Annotated in this window: 22 protein-coding genes; 8 read left to right on the top strand and 14 right to left on the bottom strand. The window is 43.3% G+C overall.

What is annotated here, in order from left to right; genetic code table 11:
* Window positions 1-112: 112 nt before the first annotated feature.
* Window positions 113-1,372: an NRAMP family divalent metal transporter gene (locus B3763_RS07140; protein WP_286745176.1), complete on the bottom strand. Its 1,260-nt coding sequence runs from the start codon at window positions 1,370-1,372 to the stop codon at window positions 113-115.
* Window positions 1,373-1,576: 204 nt separating this feature from the next.
* On the opposite strand from B3763_RS07140, the gene B3763_RS07135 reads away from it, so the two are divergent.
* The 6 genes from B3763_RS07135 to B3763_RS07110 all read left to right on the top strand — a co-directional run bounded on the left by B3763_RS07135 (window position 1,577) and on the right by B3763_RS07110 (window position 10,010).
* Window positions 1,577-2,002, top strand: a complete 426-nt coding sequence (locus tag B3763_RS07135; protein WP_189628956.1) for an Hsp20/alpha crystallin family protein — start codon at window positions 1,577-1,579, stop codon at window positions 2,000-2,002.
* A 153-nt stretch (window positions 2,003-2,155) separates the two neighbouring features.
* Entirely contained in the window at window positions 2,156-3,604 is a 1,449-nt protein-coding gene (locus B3763_RS07130; RefSeq protein ID WP_308440957.1) for a S1C family serine protease, read from the top strand.
* A gap of 249 nt (window positions 3,605-3,853) precedes the next feature.
* Entirely contained in the window at window positions 3,854-5,398 is a 1,545-nt protein-coding gene (locus B3763_RS07125) for an aldehyde dehydrogenase family protein (RefSeq protein ID WP_286745174.1), read from the top strand.
* Window positions 5,399-5,494: 96 nt separating this feature from the next.
* Entirely contained in the window at window positions 5,495-5,989 is a 495-nt protein-coding gene (locus tag B3763_RS07120) for a regulatory protein RecX (RefSeq protein WP_189628954.1), read from the top strand.
* A gap of 54 nt (window positions 5,990-6,043) precedes the next feature.
* Complete coding sequence (locus B3763_RS07115) at window positions 6,044-8,101, top strand: glycoside hydrolase family 97 protein (protein ID WP_286745172.1); 2,058 nt, start codon at window positions 6,044-6,046, stop codon at window positions 8,099-8,101.
* A 352-nt stretch (window positions 8,102-8,453) separates the two neighbouring features.
* Entirely contained in the window at window positions 8,454-10,010 is a 1,557-nt protein-coding gene (locus B3763_RS07110; RefSeq protein WP_286745170.1) for a hypothetical protein, read from the top strand.
* A 1-nt stretch (window position 10,011) separates the two neighbouring features.
* Here B3763_RS07110 and B3763_RS07105 read toward each other — a convergent pair whose 3' ends face one another.
* Window positions 10,012-11,202, bottom strand: coding sequence for a DUF4105 domain-containing protein (locus B3763_RS07105; protein WP_286745168.1), 1,191 nt, complete (start codon window positions 11,200-11,202; stop codon window positions 10,012-10,014).
* An 86-nt stretch (window positions 11,203-11,288) separates the two neighbouring features.
* Here B3763_RS07105 and B3763_RS07100 point away from each other — a divergent pair, with 86 nt between their 5' ends.
* Window positions 11,289-12,311 carry a radical SAM/SPASM domain-containing protein gene (locus B3763_RS07100; protein ID WP_286745166.1) on the top strand — a complete coding sequence of 341 codons (1,023 nt, stop codon included), beginning with the start codon at window positions 11,289-11,291 and terminating at the stop codon, window positions 12,309-12,311.
* 82 nt (window positions 12,312-12,393) lie between these two features.
* Here B3763_RS07100 and B3763_RS19045 read toward each other — a convergent pair whose 3' ends face one another.
* The 6 genes from B3763_RS19045 to B3763_RS07075 form a co-directional block, all read right to left on the bottom strand.
* Window positions 12,394-12,558, bottom strand: a complete 165-nt coding sequence (locus B3763_RS19045; RefSeq protein ID WP_286755356.1) for a FeoB-associated Cys-rich membrane protein — start codon at window positions 12,556-12,558, stop codon at window positions 12,394-12,396.
* 226 nt (window positions 12,559-12,784) lie between these two features.
* On the bottom strand, window positions 12,785-13,567 hold the full coding sequence (locus B3763_RS07095) for an inositol monophosphatase family protein (protein ID WP_189628949.1): 783 nt from the start codon (window positions 13,565-13,567) through the stop codon (window positions 12,785-12,787).
* Between the two features lie 239 nt (window positions 13,568-13,806).
* Window positions 13,807-14,520, bottom strand: coding sequence for an N-formylglutamate amidohydrolase (locus tag B3763_RS07090; protein ID WP_286745165.1), 714 nt, complete (start codon window positions 14,518-14,520; stop codon window positions 13,807-13,809).
* On the bottom strand, window positions 14,499-15,761 hold the full coding sequence (locus B3763_RS07085) for a carboxylate-amine ligase (protein WP_286745164.1): 1,263 nt from the start codon (window positions 15,759-15,761) through the stop codon (window positions 14,499-14,501). The genes B3763_RS07090 and B3763_RS07085 overlap by 22 nt, the downstream gene beginning before the upstream one ends.
* Before the next feature lies 1 nt (window position 15,762).
* Window positions 15,763-17,214: a RimK family protein gene (locus B3763_RS07080; protein ID WP_189628946.1), complete on the bottom strand. Its 1,452-nt coding sequence runs from the start codon at window positions 17,212-17,214 to the stop codon at window positions 15,763-15,765.
* The gene (locus tag B3763_RS07075; RefSeq protein WP_189628945.1) at window positions 17,211-17,933 is read right to left on the bottom strand and encodes a C39 family peptidase; all 723 of its coding nucleotides are present in this window, start codon (window positions 17,931-17,933) and stop codon (window positions 17,211-17,213) included. Before B3763_RS07075 ends, B3763_RS07080 begins: the two co-directional genes overlap by 4 nt.
* Window positions 17,934-17,982: 49 nt before the next feature.
* Here B3763_RS07075 and B3763_RS07070 point away from each other — a divergent pair, with 49 nt between their 5' ends.
* On the top strand, window positions 17,983-18,576 hold the full coding sequence (locus tag B3763_RS07070) for an RNA polymerase sigma factor (RefSeq protein ID WP_189628944.1): 594 nt from the start codon (window positions 17,983-17,985) through the stop codon (window positions 18,574-18,576).
* Here B3763_RS07070 and rsmI read toward each other — a convergent pair.
* From rsmI to B3763_RS19040, 6 genes are all read right to left on the bottom strand, one after another.
* Window positions 18,573-19,250, bottom strand: coding sequence for a 16S rRNA (cytidine(1402)-2'-O)-methyltransferase (gene rsmI, locus B3763_RS07065; RefSeq protein ID WP_189628943.1), 678 nt, complete (start codon window positions 19,248-19,250; stop codon window positions 18,573-18,575). The two genes, B3763_RS07070 and rsmI, sit on opposite strands and share 4 nt — an antisense overlap.
* Window positions 19,250-19,480, bottom strand: coding sequence for a 4a-hydroxytetrahydrobiopterin dehydratase (locus B3763_RS07060; RefSeq protein ID WP_189629289.1), 231 nt, complete (start codon window positions 19,478-19,480; stop codon window positions 19,250-19,252). Before B3763_RS07060 ends, rsmI begins: the two co-directional genes overlap by 1 nt.
* A 42-nt stretch (window positions 19,481-19,522) precedes the next feature.
* Window positions 19,523-20,218, bottom strand: a complete 696-nt coding sequence (locus B3763_RS07055; protein WP_189628942.1) for a class I SAM-dependent methyltransferase — start codon at window positions 20,216-20,218, stop codon at window positions 19,523-19,525.
* Entirely contained in the window at window positions 20,218-20,487 is a 270-nt protein-coding gene (locus tag B3763_RS07050) for a DUF493 family protein (protein WP_189628941.1), read from the bottom strand. The genes B3763_RS07055 and B3763_RS07050 overlap by 1 nt, the downstream gene beginning before the upstream one ends.
* An 81-nt stretch (window positions 20,488-20,568) precedes the next feature.
* Complete coding sequence (locus tag B3763_RS07045; RefSeq protein WP_189628940.1) at window positions 20,569-22,671, bottom strand: peptidylprolyl isomerase; 2,103 nt, start codon at window positions 22,669-22,671, stop codon at window positions 20,569-20,571.
* A gap of 81 nt (window positions 22,672-22,752) precedes the next feature.
* A partial coding sequence (locus B3763_RS19040) for a transporter associated domain-containing protein (protein WP_414707131.1) occupies window positions 22,753-22,924 on the bottom strand: 172 nt, incomplete at its 5' end.

Raw genomic sequence — 22,924 nt, 5'->3', positions numbered from 1 at the left:
AACTGAGCTAAGGAGGAATTTTGTATTTCATTCGCTCATCTTGCGAATGGGTGTGCAATATTAGCAGATGCGAAAATATAAACCAAAAGCTTTGAGCAGATTTTCAAAAAAATCAGAGGGAAATCAGCTCAAAATATACAGCCAGATAAATAATTGCGAAAAGAGTAAGGAAAATCAGGCCGCAAATTGCCAGCACTTTGAGCCACCCTTTGGGTTTGTAGGCTTGTTCAATCTGATCGGACATGATCACCTTATAGTTGATAAAAGCAAATACAGGCGCGATGACAAACGATAGTGTAGTGGCCAAATCTACCAGATCCTTTAGGTTGGAGGAGAGTACAAGAATGAACAAGAATGAAATAGCTGCCACCAATACCATCATAATTGTGTAAAGGGTTCTAATGGCTGTAGTTTTAAAGAAAAGCAGCCGAAGAGTCTCTCCCATAGCTCTTCCGAAGCCATCGACCACGGTAATAGTAGTACTAAACATGGTTGAAAACGCGGCTATAGCAATTATAAGATAAGCCCAACCACCCAATGCATTCGTATATAACTTCACTACCTGATCGGAAAACACGGTGCTATTGCTAGATAGCTCAGTACCTGACCCATACATAACAAACGCTCCCAGAGTTAGAAAACAAAGAGCCAGCACGGCCGTGACAATGTAACCAAAGTTAAAATCGAAAAGTACTTCGCGCATTTTGGTTTGGTAGCCGGTTTGCTTCATTCGCTCTACGGCCCAAAGGCTATTCCAGGTAGAAAGATCCACAGCCGTGGGCATCCACCCCATTAGGGCAATGAGGAAAATGACACCTTCCCGTTCCATAAGCTCCTTAGGAACGAAGCCTGCTACAGGTTCGATAGGGCCTTTGAACAACACCCCAAAAAAGGCTGTAAGAGTAGAAATAAGCAGCACAGAACCAATAACCTTGAGCAGGCTGTCCAGCAGACTATATCTTCCTATAGCCAACACCAGCGTACAAAAAACCAAAATAAGGCCCGAAACCAAGGTAGGATCTAAGCTCCAACCCATTAGGTTGTTAAGCATTCCTGCCGTAACAAATGTAACGGCAGCAGTAACCGTAAACATTGAAGCCAGACTCAGCAAGAAATAAACCCACAACACCCAACTCCCCTCTTGTTTGTACCCTTCCAGAATACTTTTTTTTGTGGCCCCTGCATAGCGACTGCCAAATTCAAAGAAGGGATATTTAAACAAATTGGCAAGTACAATAAAAATAAGTAGTTGAAAGCCGTAATCGGCTCCGGCCCGGGTAGACTGCACCAAATGAGAAACACCTATACAGGTGCTGGCAAACAAAATGCCCGGTCCAAGCGCTCTTAGCAGCTGTTTTCTGTTCGATTCCATAGGGAGTTAAAATGCCTAAAATATGCAATCAATTACTCATCTCATAGTTGATTTATTCGACCAAATACTGTCATTATGTCTTCAATTATGCTTCGATTAGATAAAAAACAGACATAATGTCTTAAAAATATTCGAAAACTTGCCTTGGTACAATTTTCACATATAGCAGGGCAAATGATTATGAAAACAAAAAAAACTGAAGATATGAACCTAGTAAGAAGAAACTCCGATTGGTTTGTGCCCAGCACAATGGACAAGTTTTTCGACAGATTCTTTAATGAATCTTTTGACAATGTAGCAACTACATTTAATCCGCGAACTGATATTGCCGAAACCGAAAAGGCCTTCGAAATAGAAGTAGCCGTTCCGGGTTTCGACAAGAAAGATTTCAACATTGACCTGAATGACGGACTGCTTACCATAAGCGGTGAGCGCAAGTTTGAGAAGAAGCAAAGCGAGAAAAACTTCTATTCCATACAAACAGAGTATGGCACATTTAAGAAATCTTTCCAGTTACCGGACAATATTCAGAGCGACAAAATAGAAGCAACTTATGAAAATGGCATTTTGAGCCTCATTATCCCAAAGGATGAGACCAAAAAACTAGCCAGCAAAATTAGTGTGAAGTAGTTTGTGTTGTTGAGGTTGATTATGGGCCACCAATTTGGTGGCCTCTTTTTGTTGATAGTTGTTAAATCCGGTTAATAACCGCTTAATTTTGAATAAATTAAAACACTAGGTTTTTGAATCACGTTTAGATGTGACAACCGATATTTGGCAATCATGATTTCGAAGCGACAGTTTTTTCTGGGTATTCTGGCCTCCTCTCTTTTGGGAGGGTTAATTGTACTCTTAGGCCTCAGTTTGTTTAACGGCTCTGACGGTAGTAGCGAGACCTCCATTTCCGGTAGCGCTGCCGTTTCTACCTCTTTGGGCGAAATAAATCCGGTTAGAAAAGACTATGTGGTGCCTGAAGGCATCAACTTCATTAAAGCCTCGCGTAAAGCTGTACCGGCCGTAGTTCACATTACCAATACCTCTATTTCTTCGAGAAACTCAAGTTCATGGTCCAGGTTATTTGGAAGAGAAAGACGAGCAAGACAATCTACCGGTTCCGGAGTACTTATTTCGGCCGATGGCTACATAGCCACCAACTACCATGTGGTTGAAGATGCCGATGAGCTGGAAGTTCGCCTGGACGACAACAGAAGAATTGACGCAGAACTTATAGGCGTAGACCCTGACACTGACCTCGCACTTATAAAAATAGATGCCAAAAATCTTCCTCATGTAGAATTTGGCAATTCCGACCAGGTAGAAATTGGTGAATGGGTTTTGGCTGTAGGAAACCCCTTCGACCTAAACAATACCGTAACCGCAGGAATTGTGAGTGCTAAAGCCAGAAATATTAATCTTATTCAAAGTGGACAAGTAAACAACTACGGCATTGAGTCTTTTATTCAAACCGATGCTGTGGTAAACAGAGGCAATAGTGGCGGAGCTTTGGTTAATTTAGATGGGGAGCTAATTGGCATTAATACAGCTATTGCTACTAATACCGGCACCTTTAATGGGTATTCTTTTGCCGTGCCTTCCATTCTGGTAAAAAAAGTAATGGACGATTTGCTTGAATTTGGCAAAGTGCAAAGAGGCCTGCTAGGTGTTCAAATAACTGATGCCGATGGTCGCTTTACCAACGAATTGTCCGGAGTACTCATTAGCGGGGTGAGTCCCGGAGGCGCAGCCGAGCGAGCAGGTATTAAAATTGATGATGTAATAGTGGGCATTGACGACCGAACGGTAAGAACAACCAGCGAGCTTCAGGAGTTGGTAGCCAGAAAAAGACCAGGAGATGAGATTCTTGTCAAGTACAAACGAGACGGTAAGCTTAAAGAAACCAAGCTCAAACTCAGAAAGAAAGATGAGTTTATTGCCGGGGTGCCCGAAGAAGTTACCCTTAGCTACAAAATCGAGGGCTCCACGTTTATCGATATCAACGAAAACATAAAAACACGACTCAAAATTGAAGGAGGAGTACAGTTGGTAGAAATGGGAGAAGGAGCCTGGAAAGAAGCCGGAATAAAAGAAGGCTTTGTAATTACTAAGGTAGGCGATGTAGACATTAAAGGCCTCTCGGATTTTCAGGAACTGCTCGATGCAAAAACCCGAGACTTCTACGTAATGGGCAAATACCCCAACGGATACAAAGACTACTACAGAATTAACTGGTAAATAAGTACTTCCATAAAGGGCTGCTTTAGAAGCTCACGGGCCTGCGCATTACGGGCAGACTCAGTGTTTTTCTGGAGCAGCCCTTCTATTTCTGTCTCTTTTGAACATGCCTTTCTTACTGTAAACTCTCTCAGCCTTTTCTGTAATACCAAAGTTCAAATAGAAGTGCCCCATTCCAAGCCTCAAAATTTTGGACGCCTCTGAAAATACTTGTAATTATGGGCTAGTAACCAATAGAGAGAAACAGAAATGGAGAATTTTGGTATTGATAGCGCATTGAAAAACCTTGGCGTAAGCACTAATAATAATGGTACTTCTACAGGATCTAAAAGCTCGGGCAAAAGTGGAGAACTCAAATCTTTCTCACCGGTAAACGGGCAGTATATAGGATCGGTAAGTACTACCACCCGTGAAGAATATGACCAGGTAGTTGCCACCGCTCAAAAAGCCTTTTTAGACTGGAGAGAAGTAACCGCACCGGCTCGTGGAGAAATAGTAAGACAGTTTGGTGAAAAGTTGAGAAAACACAAAGCCGATTTGGGCAAGCTGGTTTCTTTCGAAATGGGCAAGTCTTACCAAGAGGGTCTGGGTGAGGTTCAGGAAATGATAGATATTTGTGATTTTGCCGTGGGTCTTTCCCGACAGTTACATGGCCTTACCATTAAATCTGAGCGTCCGGGACACCACATGCAAGAGCAATGGCACCCACTTGGAGTAGTGGGTATTATTTCTGCATTTAACTTCCCGGTGGCTGTTTGGTCCTGGAACACTGCCCTGGCCTGGGTTTGTGGCGATGTGTGTATCTGGAAACCCTCTGAAAAAACTCCGCTTTGTGCCGTGGCCTGTCAAAATCTGATTGCCGAAGTACTTAAAGACAACCAAATGCCTGAGGGTATTTCGTGCATGATTAATGGCGATTATCAGGTAGGTGAATACATGACCAAAGACGAAAGAGTTCCACTTGTTTCGGCCACTGGCTCTATTCGTATGGGGAAAATTGTGGGTCAGACAGTGGCTGCCCGATTGGGCAAATCCATTCTCGAGTTGGGAGGAAACAACGCCATCATTGTAACCCCTGAAGCCGACCTGAAGATGACCATTATCGGTAGTGTATTTGGCGCGGTGGGCACAGCCGGGCAGCGCTGTACTTCAACCCGAAGGCTCATTATTCACGAGTCAATCTACGACAAGGTGAAAGACGCTCTCGTAAATGCCTACAAGCAACTTAAAATTGGCAATCCATTAGATGAAAACAACCATGTGGGGCCACTCATAGACACTGATGCAGTGAAGAACTATACCAATGCCATTGAGGCCGTTCAAAAAGAAGGAGGTCGCATATTGGTTGAAGGAGGAGTACTGCAAGGTTCTGGATATGAAAGCGGATGTTATGTAAAACCATGCATTGTGGAGGCGGAAAACCATTACGCTACTGTTCAGGAAGAAACCTTCGCCCCTATACTTTATCTCATTAAGTATTCAGGCGATGTAAACGATGCCCTGGCTATACAAAACGGTGTAAAACAAGGGCTCTCTTCGGCCATTATGACCAACAGTGTAAGAGAAGCCTATCAATTCCTGTCGGCCTCAGGTTCCGATTGTGGCATCGCCAATGTGAACATTGGTACTTCAGGAGCAGAAATTGGAGGAGCCTTTGGAGGTGAGAAAGAAACTGGCGGTGGTCGCGAGTCCGGCTCAGATGCCTGGAAAGGATACATGCGCAGACAAACCAATACCATTAACTACACGGATAAACTGCCACTTGCTCAGGGTATAAAATTCGATTTGGGTTAATTGACCAAATCCATATCAGGCACCGCGAAGCAAACGCCCTCTTGGCTATTTCGCGGTGCTTTTTAATTTGCATCCTTCTGTACTGTCATTTAGAATATGCTTGATTACGAAAACTCCAAACCAGGCAAAACATATGATCGAAAAACAGCCAAACTAAAGGCTGCCGACTTTTGTGCCTATCAGGAGCGTTCGCAACAAGAAGTCAGAGACAAACTATACAGCTATGGTTTACACCAACAAGATGTAGAAGAAGTGCTCACAGAACTCATTGTGGAAGGGTTTATTAATGAAGAGCGCTTTGCCAAAGCCTTTATTGGAGGCAAATTCCGTATGAAAAAATGGGGGCGACAAAAAATTCTTCAGCAACTTAAACCACATAAACTATCTGACTACTGCATAAAAAAAGGATTGGAGGAGATAGATCCCGAGGAGTACTGGCAAGCCCTAATCGGCCAGGCCCAAAAGAAATATCAGCAGCTTTCAGGCCATTCGGAGTATATAAAAAAGGGCAAACTATCACAGTATCTTTATGGTCGGGGCTTTGAATCGGATCTGATCCGCGAGGCGGTTGATCAAATTGTTAAGGATTAATTAGGAGCGTGTTTTCAACCCATCTGCTTCTTAACTTTCGGCAAAAGTTGAGTTATGAAGTACCTGGCTTATACACTATTAGGGCTGTTGATGGTTTCTTGCCAGTCCGAAAAAATCAACCAAACGTTTTCCTCACCCGATGGCAAAGTTAAAGTCAGAGTTTTTGAAACGGATAGTAACCAATTGGCCTATACCATGAACTTCAACAGCCAACCCGTTATTCTTGAGTCTACCCTTGGTTTGGAGCTGCGAGAACACGGATTCATTGGCAAAGGGCTCAAACTTCTTTCTATAGACAGCACAGGCAAGAACGAGCTTTGGTACCCTCTTTGGGGAGAAGACGGTGTGGTACATGACCGCCACCGCAGCTATACTCTTCACTTGCAACACACCGATGGCCTACTGCTTAATATTCAGTTTCGATTGTTCGATGATGGTATTGGCTTTCGCTACGAATTCCCAAACCAACCGGGCACCGAAGAACTTATTGTAGACAATGAATACAGTCAGTTTCGTTTAACCGGAGATCATACGGCCTGGTGGATTCCGGCCGACTATGACAGCTACGAATACCTATACCAAACCACACGAGTAAGCGAAATAGACTCTTCATTGGTAGATGGAAGCCTGTTGGCCGCAACAACCATAATGGAAAAACATGCTGTAAATACACCTTTCACCATGAAAACAGAGAAAGGCTTGCACATCAGCATTCACGAAGCTGCACTTACCAACTACCCCGACATGACACTACGGATAGAGGAAGATAAGCGAACCCTAACCAGCTCATTGGTGCCCTCTACTCTCAATGGCTGGAAGGCCCGGGTGACAACCCCATTTAGAACCCCCTGGCGAACCATTCAGGTGGGCCAAACGGCCGGGGATCTGTTAGAGTCAAAGCTCATTTTAAACCTTAACGAGCCAAACAAGTTGAGCCAAACGGACTGGATTAAACCCGGCAAGTATATTGGAATATGGTGGGAAATGCACCTGCAAACTTCCAGCTGGGACTATGCCAGCGGTAAGCATGGGGCTACTACGGCCAAAGCGAAGAAATACATAGACTTTGCCGCCAAACACGGCTTTGATGGGGTATTGGTTGAAGGCTGGAACACTGGCTGGGAACGTTGGATTGGCTTTCCTGATCGGGAAGGAGTATTCGATTTTGTAACGCCTTATCCCGATTATAACCTGCGCGAAGTGGCAAACTATGCACAACAGAAAGGAGTGAGTCTCATAATGCATCATGAAACCTCAGCAGTCCCAAGAACTTACGAACAACAGCTAGACACCGCCTACTCTCTAATGAAAGAGCTTGGTATCCATGCCGTGAAAACCGGCTACGTTGGGCCTATAATTCCTGAAGGAGAATACCACCATGGCCAGTGGATGGTCAATCACTATCGGAAAGTTTTGGCCAAAGCAGCTCAATCGGAAGTTATGATTATTGCCCATGAACCCATAAAAGCTACGGGCATCCGAAGAACCTACCCTAATATGGTAGCCCGGGAAGGCCTGAGAGGTTCAGAATTTAACTCTCCCTGGGGTGGCGGCAATCCTCCTGAGCATCTCACCATAGTACCTTTTACCCGTATGCTTGGTGGCCCCATAGACTATACGCCCGGCCTCTTTAAACTCAATTTAAACGAGTACAAGGAAGGGGCCTCTGTGCCTACAACCCTGGCCTACCAGCTGGCTGAATATGTGGTGGTTTATAGCCCGGTACAAATGGCTTCCGACCTTATTGAACACTATGAAGGACACCCCGCTTTTCAGTTTATTAAAGATGTTCCTACAGACTGGGATGCCAGTAAAGTTGTGGCGGCCGAAATAGGGGAGTATGTAGTAATTGCCCGACTGGGTAAAAATAGCTACGACTGGTACTTAGGAGGTATTACCGATGAAAATGCCCGTAAGCTGAATATACCCCTGAGTTTTTTGCAGAATGGAGTGCACTATGAAGCCCAAATTTACCGCGATGCTGACAATGCCGATTTTGAAACCAATCCATCGGCCTATACCATTGAAACTCAAAAGGTGCAAAAAGGAGATACGCTATTGCTTAAAATGGCCCGTGGCGGTGGTGTCGCCATTCGATTTAAGGCACTTTAAATATACTTTTGATAAGATTTTTTAGAAAAATATTAAATTAGGTTCATTGTCATAAATCAACCTATTAAACATGCGCCTACATGAAATAATCGAACGGCTGAATTTTCGTGAAAAAAACCCCTTTCTAAAAATAATCAATGAGCTAATACCAGTATCCCCTAACAGGAACAATATTGAAAAGATCCTTCTAGCCAGTGATGGTGAGCTCAAAAACCTGGATAGTCTGTTGGTTTCGGAGGTTTTTCAGCAACTAGAAACAGACTTTGAACACCACCTTCATTCTGAATTTCTAGAGACCAACTCTCAGTTTGATATACTCATAGATATTATTATTCGAGACGGCAACGGTATAATGACCCGAGAATGGTTCTACACCCTATATACCAAAGAAATCAAAACCCTTAAGCAAAAAATAAAACAGCTCTCTAATGTTATTTCCGGTCAAGACAAAACTGTTGAAGAAAGCAGGATAAGGGATTATAAAATATACAAGTCCTGTTTAGAAACAGCTTACCGCAACGACATAGACAACAATCTTGATTCGAAAATTACTGGTGATGAACAGTCAATCTTACACACACTTTCTAGTCAGCTTAATCTTTCTCAAGAGGAAATAAGGTTAATCAACTACTTAATCCTTCCTATTAATGTTAAGGAGGTACAGGAAATAATCGATGAACTGAGGAATAAAGGGGTTGTTTTCTATTCTCAAAAAAGCAACAAGGTTTATGTTGCCGATGAGGTGGTAAGAGTTTTAAGAAAAGTGAGAGGAAAAAGTATCGCTGATAAACATTTCCGAAGAATACTCAACACCCTCCTTGATTCACAAATTCATCAGATTCTCAAGAATCACAATATAGACAAAGCTTCGTCAAGAGAACAAAAAATCAAAGACATTATCAAGACCGGAGTTAAACTTGAAGACACCTTAATATTCGATATTCATAAAGCCGGATCTACCTTAACAGAACGCAAAAAAGTAATCAACACAATTGCTGATAAAGTCGGAATTAAAGGTTTTGGAGGCAGTACCATAGAGCAAAAAGTCGATCTGGTAATTGCCCACTTTAATGCGTTAGACCGAGAGGAACAACTAGGAATTTCCCTTGAGGGTTTTGATTCTCTTCTATCAGACTTAGGAACGACCATAAAAGGATTTAATAAGCTAGTGAAAGACGAGTTTGAATTGAGTGAGGATAATGTTTTACAAGCTCAGTACTTGGTAGATTATAATATAAAGCCCCGAGATTTGCTCGACTTACTTTCAAAAGAATCTCTATATGCTTTTTGCGAGACTAAGGGAATTTCGAAAAGAGGTGATGAGATTTCAAATATTTTAGAATCATATAAAGATATAGAAAGCCTCTATATTGAAAACTATCACCTTATTGCATGTAGAGATCTGAATACTTTAAAGGAGAACGGAATACAGGTTAAAGAGGCTGACCTTGGTTTAATGTTCGAAGATGTTACTTCCAACATTCTAACAACCTTAGGCTTTAAAGTCGACCATTCTCTCAAGCAATCAATAAACACTAAAAAAGACAAGGTAGATATCCTTATCAATCTGGGAGACAACAACATTATTTTAATAGAGTGTAAAACGAGTAAGGACAACTACAACAAGTTTAGCTCAGTATCAAGGCAAATAAAATCTTATAAAAAGCTAGTACAGAGCTACGGATATACAGTTATTAAAACACTCCTAATTGCACCAACTTTTACCGATGAATTCATTAATGATTGTCGGGATGATTTTGAGCTAAACCTTTCCTTAATTGAGGCCAAAACATTGCGAAACATTATCAAAGTTTTCAAAGAACTCGGTCTCAAAGAAATCAACCGAAATCTCTTTATGCGTGACGTGCTCATTCAAGAAGAAATCGTAATTAAAGGGCTTAAAAAATGAGTTAAAAAGCCCTTTTTCTTGTGCCTCCAAGCCCTTTTTGCCAAAGGAATACATAGCGAAACCCGAGCATTAACATCAGGGGAATCATGGCGGTGTTGTATACCTGCAACCTGGTAATCCACACCATAGTCATGGCAATGAGCAGTATTACCAAAAAGCGCACATACACCATTAGCCAAGGTTTGGGTTTGGCCTTAAGCAGAAGAAAGGCCACTACCAGGTTGGGCGCAAAAGCCCAGAGAATATTCAGGTTGTTCACGGTGGTAGTATGGTGTGTGGCTACCCAAAGCAATACCAGCATTAAGCCTACCAATCCGGTTACAAAAAAGAGAACAAAGTCAATCCACCGGGAACGCCTTTTGGTCATGTAATCGCGTACCGTAAAGATCATGAAGATTAGGGCCACAACCGAAAGGGTAAGGGTTGGGCTGAGTACTTCTTTGGGTTTTTCGTGAAAATCGGAGGTAAACAGTTCATTAGTAGCTTTAATAGCCGGAACACTTTGCCCTTCGCGCTCAATAGTAGCATGGGCATAAGCCGAAAGGACATAGTCTGGCTGATACATTAAGTCTTCAACAGTAGACTCTCTGTCAATAAGATTTCCCAGAGCTATATCTATCCCCAAATCCCACCAGGGGTGGTTATACGCATTCTCATCAACCAAATCGCGCAGAGTAACCTTTCCTTTTATATGCGCTCCACTAAACACCAGTTTATCGCCCAACACCTCCTTGGGAATATCGCGCAGCTTGGTGGCGCAATTATCATAAAACTGATCGTATCGGTAGTATTTGTTTTGAGGCAAGCTGTTGTTCTCAAGGTACTCAAAAATAGCCTGCTTTTCTTCCAGGGTAAGGTTGAGTACTTGCTCAGTTACCCAACGATTTTGCGCCTTGTAACTTCTAAAAAACTGATCGAACGGCCGGGCATCCACCATATAATCGGCCGAACCGGTAACGAATTTCATAATGAACTGGTCTTCGTCCGAATCGTACACACCGTAGTTATAGGCTCTATCCATATTGAGTGCGGGGTCTTGCACCCTAAAGGCACTATGGCCAAAACAGTCTACCAAGTTAGGTCCGGGGCCAATGGTAATAAGACTTACCTCAGATTCTTGCGACAGTGTAGGATATTGTGCCGCAAGGGAGAAACAAACAAGCAGACCACAGAGTATCAGGTTGAGCTTCATAGATTAAAACTATTTCTTTTCACCATTAATACGGCAAATATCGTCAGTAATTTTGTTCCGTTTACCTGGCCCCCTAACTTGAACACATGAATCGTAACTGGCACGATGGGCTCAACTATTTTTCCAAACTCACACCACTGAGGGTTTGGAACATGGTGCAGTTGGTGAGTAGCTACTTTGTATCTAAACTTTTCAAAAAACCTATTCACTGGGGCATGCCCACCAGTATTGCCCTGGAGCCAACCACATCGTGTAACCTTCGGTGTCCGGAGTGTCCTAGTGGCTTAAGAAATTTTACGCGCCCCACCGGTATGCTGGCCAATGAAACCTACCAATCAGTTATTGATGAGTTGGCTCCAAGGCTCAGTTATCTCATATTCTATTTTCAGGGTGAACCCTACCTGAATCCTAATTTTCTGGATCAAGTAAAATATGCCCGTAAAAAGGGTATATACACGGCCACCTCTACCAACGCTCATTATCTGACCGACCCGGTGGCCCGGGAAACCGTGGCCTCCGGCCTGGATCGGCTAATTATCTCGATTGATGGTACTACGCAGGAGACCTACGAACAATACCGCGTTGGAGGCAAACTGCAAAAGGTAATTGATGGCACCAAAAACGTTGTGCAGTGGAAAAAGAAGCTCAAATCAAGAACTCCACATATCATCTTTCAATACCTGGTGGTAAAGCCTAACGAGCACCAGCTGAACGAAGTAAGAGCTCTGGCCGACAAACTGGGGGTAAACGAAGTGGCCTTTAAAACCGCTCAGATTTACGATTATGAAAATGGCTCTGAACTTATTCCCACACAAGAAAAGTATAGTCGCTACCAACAGCTCCCAGACGGAAAATGGACCATTAAAAATAAGCTGGTTAATCATTGCTGGAAAATGTGGCACTCTTGCGTGATTACCTGGGACGGTAAGGTGGTGCCTTGTTGTTTCGATAAAGATGCGCACTATCAGTTGGGCGAAACGAAAGAACAACCGTTCAAAGAAGTCTGGAGAAGCGAGGCTTACAGGTCTTTCAGGCAAAAGCTCATTAGGTCCAGAAGTGAAATTGAAATGTGCCGTAATTGTTCTGAAGGAACTAAAGTATGGGCTTGATGAAACGCTTAAAGCCGGCCCTCCGTGCTTCATCCATAGATTACTCTATCGATTAAATTTGAATTTTGTACCCACAAGCAAACTAGTTTTTTAGATGCTCGGGTAGCTTAAAGTTTTTATTGGAAGATGGAGAGCATTTTTCGCAGCCCGTAGCACAGCTATCTTTGGCCTTATATTGCCTGTACACCTTTCTGCCCATGAAGAAAAGGGCCGCTAAGAATAATATGCCAATAATAATTTCCTGCATTGCTTAGTGAACTGCGATTGCGGAGACAAAGTTCGCGAATCGGTCTGAAAGCTGAAAAGTTATAGTTGATTAAGTAGCTCTATTCAATGCGTTTTCTAATCAACCGCCCTTCGGCAAAGTTTGCGTAAAGCAACCGGTGTTAGATTGCTCCCTGCTACCTGTACCGGCAAAGGTTGGTGAAGGCTTCTAACCATATTCCGTATTACTATTTTTATTAGGTTGTGGATCACTTCCAGTGTTTCTGAATAAGTCTTAGCATTTCTTGTTGGGTTGCATTACCAGCCACAATTTCCCGACCCATCAAAAAGTTATTCCCCCCTTTAAAGTCCGTTACCGTTCCTCCGGCCTCCTGCACCAACAAAGCTCCTGCGGCTACATCCCAGGCGTTGAGGTTGTATTCAAAGAACCCTTCAAAGCGTCCGCAAGCGGTATAGGCAAGGTCTACTGCCGCACTTCCCATACGCCTTAAACCATGGGTAGTTTGCATAAACTCGTTGAGAATGGAGAGGTAACTACTCATTTTTTCGAAGTCGTAGTAAGGAAAACCTGTGGCTAGCAGAGACTTGTCGAGCGTTTTTACCGGTGAAACCCTAATGGGCATATGATTTAAAAAAGCACCTTCGCCTTTAGAAGCATGGAAGCACTCATCTCTATTCAGTTCATACACCACTCCCAGAGCCAGCTCTCCCCGCTTCACTAGAGCCACAGAAATGGCATACACCGGCAAACCGTGGGCAAAATTTGTAGTTCCGTCTAGCGGGTCTATAATCCAGTTGTAACTATCCGATCTTCTAGAAGAAGTACCCTCTTCGGCAATAAATCCACTGCCCGGCAATATTTCTGACAGGCCCTTTACCAATCGCATTTCTGCCTCTTTATCTACATAAGAAACAAGATCGTTTGTGCCTTTATATTCAATTTTTGAATGATCGAACTTGTGCGATTCTTCGCGAATAAAGTCTCCGGTGTCCTTCACCAAAACAATTACGTCTTGAAGTAGTCTCTGCATAGGTAGGCGATTAATACACAAATATAGGGCTTGCCTATTCCGGAAAAGAAGGACTTTTGATAATATGATGAGGCCTGCCCCCTAAGCAATAAAACCAAATCCTTCTCTTTCTAAACAATTGGTGTCTATGTAAAAAGGCTGCTCCTAAGAAATACAAGTGCACCTAAGCCTCTACTCTTACCCCGCCAATAATGCTATGGCTGAATATTTTACTTAGCCCGACTGACCCCTGCTAACTACTAACACAGGGCGGTTTCTTCGCTCATAACCGACTTCAGAGCTCCTTGTAGAGCCTTTTTTATATCTTCCATTTCCGGTCGGTTGTGGTATTTTTGGTTCACCTCAATTTCTATTCCCGAATAGTTTTTAGGTCTAAACTCTTTGCGCAGGTAGGTGGTAAACCCATCGGCTGTGCCCAAATACGGATAGTTGTGCATGGTTACAAACTGTGGAGCATTAAGCTGCAGATCGGCCACCAACTGGCGAGCTATGCGAGCCTCCGGTTCTCTGTTATCATCGTATAGAATACCAATATCGGCCTTACGGGTTTCTCCTTTAAGAACGGGGGTAAATGAGTGCATGGAAATATGAACTACCGAATCGGTTTTTCGGGCGTGCTCTTTAATCCAATCATACACCTGCTGTCGGTAAGCGGTATAGTACTTTTTGAGTAAAAACTTCTTTACCACGGGGTCTAGACTACGACTAAACTCCGAATACAGCTCCGGATTGAACTTGGAACGATTGGAGTCTACCAACAACCGGGTGATCATGTTCACGTAGAGAGGTAGCTTTAATGTATCGGCCAAATATTCGGCCAGGGGCCCCGCTCCCAGATCGTACCCTCTGTGTGTTTCTAAAATGGCCTCATGGCCTAAAAACAAGTAGCGATAATTTGCCGGCACATAGTTGCCTGCATGTTCGCAGGTCATTAAAAAGCTTCTTCCAGACATTCCCTTAGCATTTGATTACTTTCCAAACAATCACACAACTCCGAGTACACCATTTTAAGGTTATCGTGCTCCAGGTTGGCCTCTAGTGCATTGAGTACACGAGTAGAGAGGGTCCCCTCATCAAATAGCAATTCAATTTCGGACTGCCAATAACTCAGTGCTTCAGGATACCTCCTATCTACCTTTCGCTTAATGTATTGCCATAGTTCAGTGGCTGTCATTTCCGTAACGGCATTAAGACCAAAGACCTTGAGGTAGGCAGCATCTTGTATAAGACTGTGTTCTCCATGTTTAATCACCTGGTTGAACAGGGTGGCCAGTGCTTCGGTCTTAAATTTCTGTTGTTGTTCCAGGCTCATCAGGTGCTCTTCGGTAAGTAGTTTGAGAGCATGAATAATGAGGGAGGCAATGGCCAAATCGGCTTTGGGGCACTCTTGCACATCGAGTATTCTAATTTCTATAGCTCCCCTGTCGAACCGTGCAATAGCACCCCTGGAGTTCAGCCAAATAGGCTCTAAAATTCCTTCCTGATCATGCATTTTAATATCACGAGCTATGCGATCAAAAATCTGTGCTTGGTATTCATTTTGTGTAAAAACCGGTTCAGGAATTACCTGTCCTGTAAGCACAGGCACTGCCTTTTGATTTTTGCGATAATAATCCAATCGCTTGTCCCAAAAACCGGTGTCTTTACCATCCAGAATGGGCGAACTAGCCGACAGGGCGGGCATTATTGGCAACAGTGTGCGTATGGCCGCGTGCAGTCTGCCAAACTCTTCGTCATTAGCAAAAGGAAGGTTTATGTGCATGCTTTGCAGGTTGCTCCATCCGTGCCCCTTACAGTTAAATATGCGATCGTAGGTAGCGTAAATTTCTGCATTATCGTGTGGCCAACGAACGGTTTCTGTCTCAGGGTTCATCCATGGGTGCGCGGCAGAAGGCATTAACTGTGCATTGAATTGTGCCAGAGCACTATTCATTTGCTGAACGGCTTCTTCGAAATCGACCGCCAGTTGCTGCAAATTGCCTGTTGGAGCCGAGCATTTAAGCTCAATAACGTGTAGTGCCAGCTCGTTAGACCAGGTTACGCTTCCAAATGTGATTTCATTGGTAATTTCACCGGCCAACGATTTAAGCACCTCATCGGCAATTGGTTTTACATCGAGCGTCTCAATGTCTACAATCATGTATTCCAGCTCAATACCAAAAGCCTGGAACAAATGGAGGCGATTGTCTTCCATATTATTGTTTTATTTTGACCCTGTCCATCATGGTCTCCATAATGGTTTCGTAGAGTCTGTTTTTTAATATCTTATCTTCAATTCCCGCATCGAGGTTAGGGTTATCATTCACCTCAATTACATAGAATTTTTTATTTACTTCCTTAATATCTACCCCATAGAGCCCGTTGCCAATCAGCTTTGTGGCTTTAAGGGCCGTGCTAATCAGTGCTTTGGGCACATCTGCTATGGCGTAGGTCTCCGATTTGCCCTCTTGTGCTTTTCCGCTTTTCTTCCAATCGATGATTTGCCAATGGTTACGAGCCATAAAGTATTTACATACATACAAGGCCTGTCCGTTGAACACTCCCACACGCCAGTCGAAGGGTGTGGGCATAAACTCCTGGGCAATGAGCAACTCAGAGCCTTTAAAGAAACCCTTGAGCAACTCGTTGAGCTCTTCTTCGCTCTGCACTTTTTTTACTCCCTTAGAAAAAGCACCATCCGGTTCTTTTAGAATAAAGGGAAAGCCTATTCGCTCTACCGCAGCAAAAGGATTTTCTTTAGATACTATGGCTGCTTTGGGAGTGTTAATGCCGTAGCTTCTCATGAGTTCATTGAGGTATACCTTGTTGGTACATCGCATAATAGACTGTGGATCGTCAATGACCACCAGCCCCTCAGACTGGGCTTTCTTAGCCAACCGAAAAGTGTGGTTGTTTACATTGGTTGTTTCCCGAATAAAGAGGGCATCGAACTGTGTAATCTTACCATAGTCGTTTTTGGTAATAATTTCGGTGTTAAAGCCCACTTCTTCGGCTGCTTTCACAAATTTTTGAAGTGCCTTTGGGTTGGAAGGAGGGTTAGGGTCGTCCGGGTTCACAAGTATGGCCAGGTCGAACTTTCTGCGTTGGTGGTTCTTTCTTACCACCTTTTTATTGCTCATGAACAGCCCTAGAAACGACTGCAGTTTTATACGTTCATCGTTGCTCAGGTCGTATATGTTCAGCGGTTTAAGGCTTTCCAGGGTCCACTTATCCCGCTTTATAAAAGAGGCTTTTAATATGGGTGATTGAAATAGGTTGAACAGCAGCATGCCCAAGCTGGAGTTGGCCAATTCCTCGGTATATCCAAAATATATTTTGAATTCCAGCTTGGTTTCTGAACTGCTGCCCAAACATTTCTGAATGACGGCATCAAAATCCTGAGCATCGTCTTTTATCATTGAAGGAAAGCGAAAGTCCTGTATGGTAGAAACCTCCGGCAGTACCTTATGTCCTCTGGCTTCGGCCAAAAGCGATACGTAATAGCCAACGCTTTGGTATTGATAGGACTTACATAGGTTGATTACTTTTGTATTTTTTCCCATTTGACCGGCTGCATCAGAGAGGTAGTCTTGCGCAGAAACAAGGTCAACGTTGGGAATATCCAACTGCCACTTATGTGGTTTTTCAATAACAATTAGTTTGTTCATTGTTTAGGTCTAATAATCAGTAGGTTGGCATCGTAGGTTACCATACCCAGCATAATTGAGTTGATTAATCGGTGAATATCTACTTCGTAATAATGTCCGTTGGCCAATGGGTTATTCTTTAACGGATCGGCAATAGACACAATGTTTTCATCGGGGGTAATACCACTCACCACCACAAAGTGTCCGGTGGGAAGGCCCCTGAGGTCATCATATTCTATTTTAAAATCGCCTATTTCTCTGGGGCTTTGGTACAAATAAGTGGCACTAAGGCCAGTGAGAATGGGCTGGTTCTGAAAAAGATAGGATTTGATCAGGTCTGGTGTAAGGTCTTGAAACTTAATTTTACCTCCAAGTCGCAAAAATTTCTGATAGGCAGAAGAAGCAAACCGAATTTTTCGCTGGGGTTTATAATGGCATTGCATAGCCAGCTTATTCACCAGGTCTACTTCTTCCTCTCCATTGAACCACGAGGGGTCAAAGATTTGCAAATTGTAGGTATAAATGGTGGCCTCATAGCCTCTTTTAAGGGCATGATTACCAAGATTCACGGCCAGGGTACCTCCTGATTTCAACTGCTTTACCTGCGATATTACCTGGCTTAGCGAGATGTTGTCTCCGTAAAACTGATAGACAGCCTGCAAGCTGGTGGGCCCGCAGGTTACATCGTTGGGTTGCGGAAGCATGTTAATATCCAACATGGCTTTTTCAAAAAGCAGCATCTTCTTTATACTTTAGTGTTTGTTAGACGCGCGCCAAAGTCAAAGTCACATGTCATCGGAAAAAATTTTCAAAGGAAATATCAAACCGGCCTTTACTGATGAGGAACTGGTAAGGTTTCTCCAAGAAGGTGGGCCTCAGCGGTATTTCTCCATTTTGGCCGATAGGTACCATGATTATGTGGTGAAAAAATGCCGTAGTTATGTGAAGAGCGATGACGAAGCCGAAGATCTAAGCCAAGAGGTGTTCATTAAGGTATTTATGCAGTTAAAGAGCTTTCGTTCGGAGGCTAAATTCAAGACTTGGCTTTATACCATTATTTACCATACCTGTGTCGACTACCTCCGCAAGAAGAAAAAGAATATGCACCAGGTGATATCCGATAAGCTTTCGACCGAGCTGGAGGATGTAATTGAGGCTGAAGAGGTAGATAAGGAGTCGTTGCACAATGCTCTGGAGCTACTGCTCGAACAAATAACTCCTGAAGAAAAACTGCTGCTTTTGCTGAAGTACAAGGAAAAACAGCCTTTGCAAACCATAATTACTACACTAAATATTTCGGAAAGTGCAGCCAAAATGAGGCTACTGAGAGCCAAAGAAAAAATTAATAAACTGTATGAGAAGCAGATTGGCTCTGGCCGCTAGTGACAGCCTTCAATCACCACCACAAATTCTCCTTTCACTCCGTTTTTATTAAAGTGCTCAATAAGCTCAGACAAGGTGCCTCTCACGGTTTCTTCAAACATTTTAGATATTTCTCTGGAAACGGAGGCTTTACGATCTCCCAAAAACTCTTTGAGTTGTTCTAACGACTTAACTAATCGATGTGGCGACTCATAAAGAATAATGGTTCTTTCTTCCCCCGCCAATGCTTTTAACCGTGTCTGACGCCCTTTTTTATGAGGCAGAAAGCCTTCAAACACAAACTTATCGGAAGGTAAACCGGAGTTTACCAGTGCCGGCACAAAGGCCGTGGCTCCCGGCAGGCAGTTTACTTCTAAGCCAGCGGCTATTGCCTCTCTAACCAGCAAAAACCCGGGATCGGAGATGGAGGGAGTACCTGCATCGGAAATAAGCGCAAAGGTTTCTCCGGCATTCATTCGCTCAACTAACCGGGCTACTGCCTGGTGCTCATTAAAAATATGATAACTCTGCAGTGGCTTGCTAATGTTGTGGTGCTTTAGAAGCTTCCCTGATGTCCTGGTATCTTCGGCCAAAATCACATCCACATCGTTCAATACCCTAATGGCCCTTAGGGTAATATCTTCAAGATTACCAATGGGAGTGGGCACAAGATAAAGGCTGATTTTCTCGGGCATTAGGCCAGTTGGTCTATGATTTCAGCCAATTTACGATCTTTCTCCGTTACCGTATTACCGGCATCGTGGGTAGTGAGTTCAAAACTCACTTTATTCCACACGTTCGACCAATTGGGATGGTGGTTCATTTTTTCTGCTTCTATGGCCACTTTGCACATAAAACCAAAGGCTTGAGTAAAGTTCTCAAACTCAAAAGTTTTGGTCAGCTTATTATCTTTCTCGGTCCACATAGTCTTTCTATTCTTTAGGTTCATGGCCGTTTAAACAACGGCTCAGTTATTGGCTTTTATAATGTACTGGTATTCCAAACTCCTCTCATCGATTGAAATTCTTTTATAACCGGCCTTTCTAAGAATGGAACGAACCGTACGGGCATCCATCTTCATTTCATCAGCCGGCCCCACAGGAATGTTTCCCTTTTTAAAATCTACAATTACCAACTCGCCCTCCGGCTTAAGTCCATTGCGCAATCGCTCAAAGTACTGTTGCTGGTTAGGGATAAAGCAAAAGGTATTTACCACCAATACCGCATCGGCTTCGTTTACCAAAAGGTTGGGTACATCGGGAGGGGTAAGGCGGGGTTCAATATTATCGGCCCAGTTGCCCACTATTTGTTTTTGCTCCCGAATATAGTCTAGCGCCTTTGGGTCAATATCGAGTGCAATCACTTTTTGGGCTACCTGAGCTAGTTTAAAACTAAAATAGCCTGCTCCTGCTCCAACATCCGCCACTGTCTTTTCGCTCAGGTTGCTGAAGCTCTTTAAGACAATATCAGGGTTTTGCCAGTTGGTTCTTTCCTGAGCCATGTCTTCAGGAAATACCGGCTCAATGTACTCGCGTTCAAGGCTTTTTAATACTAGTTGCTCTTGCCCAGGCCGGGGGCTTGCCTCTTTGGGTTGCTCTTTCTTGGAGCCGGAACAGGCCACAATACCTACCATGAGCCCTAGTAAAAAAGCCTTGTGTTTCATTAGAGTGCTATAATACCCTGAATCTGATGTGCCTTTTGATAGATCCCTATGACGAAATCGCTGGATGGTGCCATAACTTTGGCAGTAACACTCATGTATTTACCCTTACTGGAAGGTTTGTATACCACATCGTTGAGCGGGAATAAGGCTTTTACTTCTTCTTTCTTTTCTTCCAGCACTATAAACTTAAACATGTACAGAGTGGGAAAATCGTGGGTAGCTTCCAGCTTTTCCTTAAACTCCTTTGTCGTAAATTTTTGAGTGTCCATAGTCTTTATTCCTCTAAAAGTTAAATAAAAAAAGAGGCTCTTTCAAAAAGCCTCTTTATATCATAGCGTTTGATTCCGAGCTTAGAAGAACTTATATCGTTCGTCTTTTACCTCTAGTTTTTCGGTAATGGCTCTTCGCAAATTTTGCTCCAGGTTAAATAAGGCCTGCCTTAACAGTTCGTTTTCATATTGTGTGTAATCGCCAATCTCTGAAGCCTCAGATTTTGATTTTAGTTCCAACACTACCACGCCTTGTCCTTCTACCACGTAAGGAGCTGTTTTCTGACCAGCATTCTGAAGCGCGAACAGGGCACCAATGGCCTCCGGAGCTGCTCCTAAAGTGCCGAGCGAAATGTCTTCTAGTCTTATAGATTGTTTGGCGTAAAGCTGTGCCTCCGGACCATAGGCCGTGGCCATTTCGCTTACACTACCTGAAAGGCTATTCAGTTTAGATTTAATGAACTCTGCCTTCTTCTTATTTTTAAGTATTGTAGTAATTTGACCTCTAACCGCCTCAAGAGCTTGCACTCCTTCTTCAGTTTTACCGGTGTAGGCTGCCACAACATACTCGTTGTCTAGCTCAAAATCTTTTATGTCGCCCATTGAAGCTTCGCCATAAAGCCAGGTTACAATATTGCGAGCGTTGGTAAGCTGACCAATTGAAGTAGCATTTTTGCCAATTTTAGATCCCTGGAATACAGATAAGCCATTGTTGGCTGCATACTCTCTCAACTCTTCGGCATTGTCGGCATTGGCCAAAATTTCTCCTATTCGCTGATAGGCTGCATTGTTGGTTTCATACGTTGGCACCATTTCTACTATGACGGTAGCCACTTTATAGCGATTACTAATAGGCGTTTGCGTTACATTAACAATGTATATCTTATTGTTTTTCTCAATCAGCTGGTTGATTACGCCTGTTCTTCTGGCACCAAATATATTGCTCTCGATATCGGCAATTCTTGAATCCCCTTTTTTAATCCAGCCAATGTCTCCACCGCTGGTGCTAAAGGGGCCATCGCTATATTCTCTGGCAAGTTGCTCAAACGACTCTCCTGAGTTTACTCTTCTCAATACTTCTCTGGCGGTTTGTCTTACGTTAGACTGTTCTGATGGTGTTTTACCCTGCAGATAGAACACAATTTGGCTTGCTCTTGCAAACTGGTCGTTTGTCGGTACAATGTCAGATACTTTGTGTATTGAGTAAATACCATTCTGAAGTTCCGGGCCAATAACATCTCCTTTGTTTAAAGCTCCAAGGTTGTTGGCCACAGCGATTGGCAATGCACTTGGATCGTAAGTAGTAAACCCAATTCCTTGCTCTGTCATGCTAATAGCATAGGTAGAGTCATTGGTTTGTGGATCTTCGAAAGCCGCCTTAATTTCTTGCATTTGAGCCTGGAACATGGCTGAATCTTTAGCCGAAGGCACAACTCTAATGGACACGTATTCCACATCTCTCGACTCTTCTACCGTAAAGTCTTCTTCGTGTTCATTCAAATATGATCGGATTTCACTGTCGGTTACGGCTGCAATCTGATCGTCAGAAACACTGCTGAATGGTACATTCAAGTAGTCGGCCTCAGCAAAACCAAACTGAGATCTGTAGGCTCTCTGCGCTTCGGCCAGCGTTACATATTGTGTTTTGAATAGTAAGTTCTGAAACTTCTCTACTCTACGATTGGCAATGGCTTGTTGCTCGGCATTGGCAAAATAAAACTGAGCCTCCGGGCCATACATATTGATATTGCCTAAAAAGTCTTTGATAGAATTTACATCGGTGCTACCCAAAACCTGATTGAAGAACTGCTGCATGGTTGGCGAAAGGTTATTTCCCTGCACCATGTCCACTCGTTCGTTGGTTCCAATTTCCAGCCCCAATTCTTCCAGTTTGTTGGCATATCCTGTTTGAGCAATCAGGTTTTGCCAAACCTGGTCTCTCATGTATTGAGTCAACTGAGGGTTACCGGTAGGATAGCCCGAACTACGCAAGGCGTTCTCTACCATAGCGGAGAACTCTTCCTGGGTAATTTCTTCCCCATCAATTTCACCAACGATGCGGGCTCCTCCAAAAAGATTTTGATTACTTGCTAAATCCGTTAATACAAAAGCTAAAATCGAAATTCCCACTACGACTACCAGTAGTCGTCCCATCTTCTCGCGAAGCGTATTGATTATTGCCATCAGTTAAAATTTAAATAGGCGCAAACATAATTGAATTATGCCCGAAAGTCAAAGGAAAAATGGGCTAAAACACCCTAAGAATCAGTCTTCTTCGTCTAAATGACGGATAAACAAAACGTTGTCTATTCGCGCATCTTCCATTGAGACAATCTTTATCTCAAATCGGCCGAACCGGATAATGTCGTGAACCTCGGGAATACTCTCTGTAATGGACAGAATAAAGCCTCCCAGGGTATCATAGTCTCCCTCAGGG

It is taken from the genome of Roseivirga sp. UBA1976, assembly GCF_002336325.1.
GTDB classification, from domain to species: domain Bacteria; phylum Bacteroidota; class Bacteroidia; order Cytophagales; family Cyclobacteriaceae; genus Roseivirga; species Roseivirga thermotolerans.
This window is presented reverse-complemented; position numbering and strand designations above follow the sequence as displayed.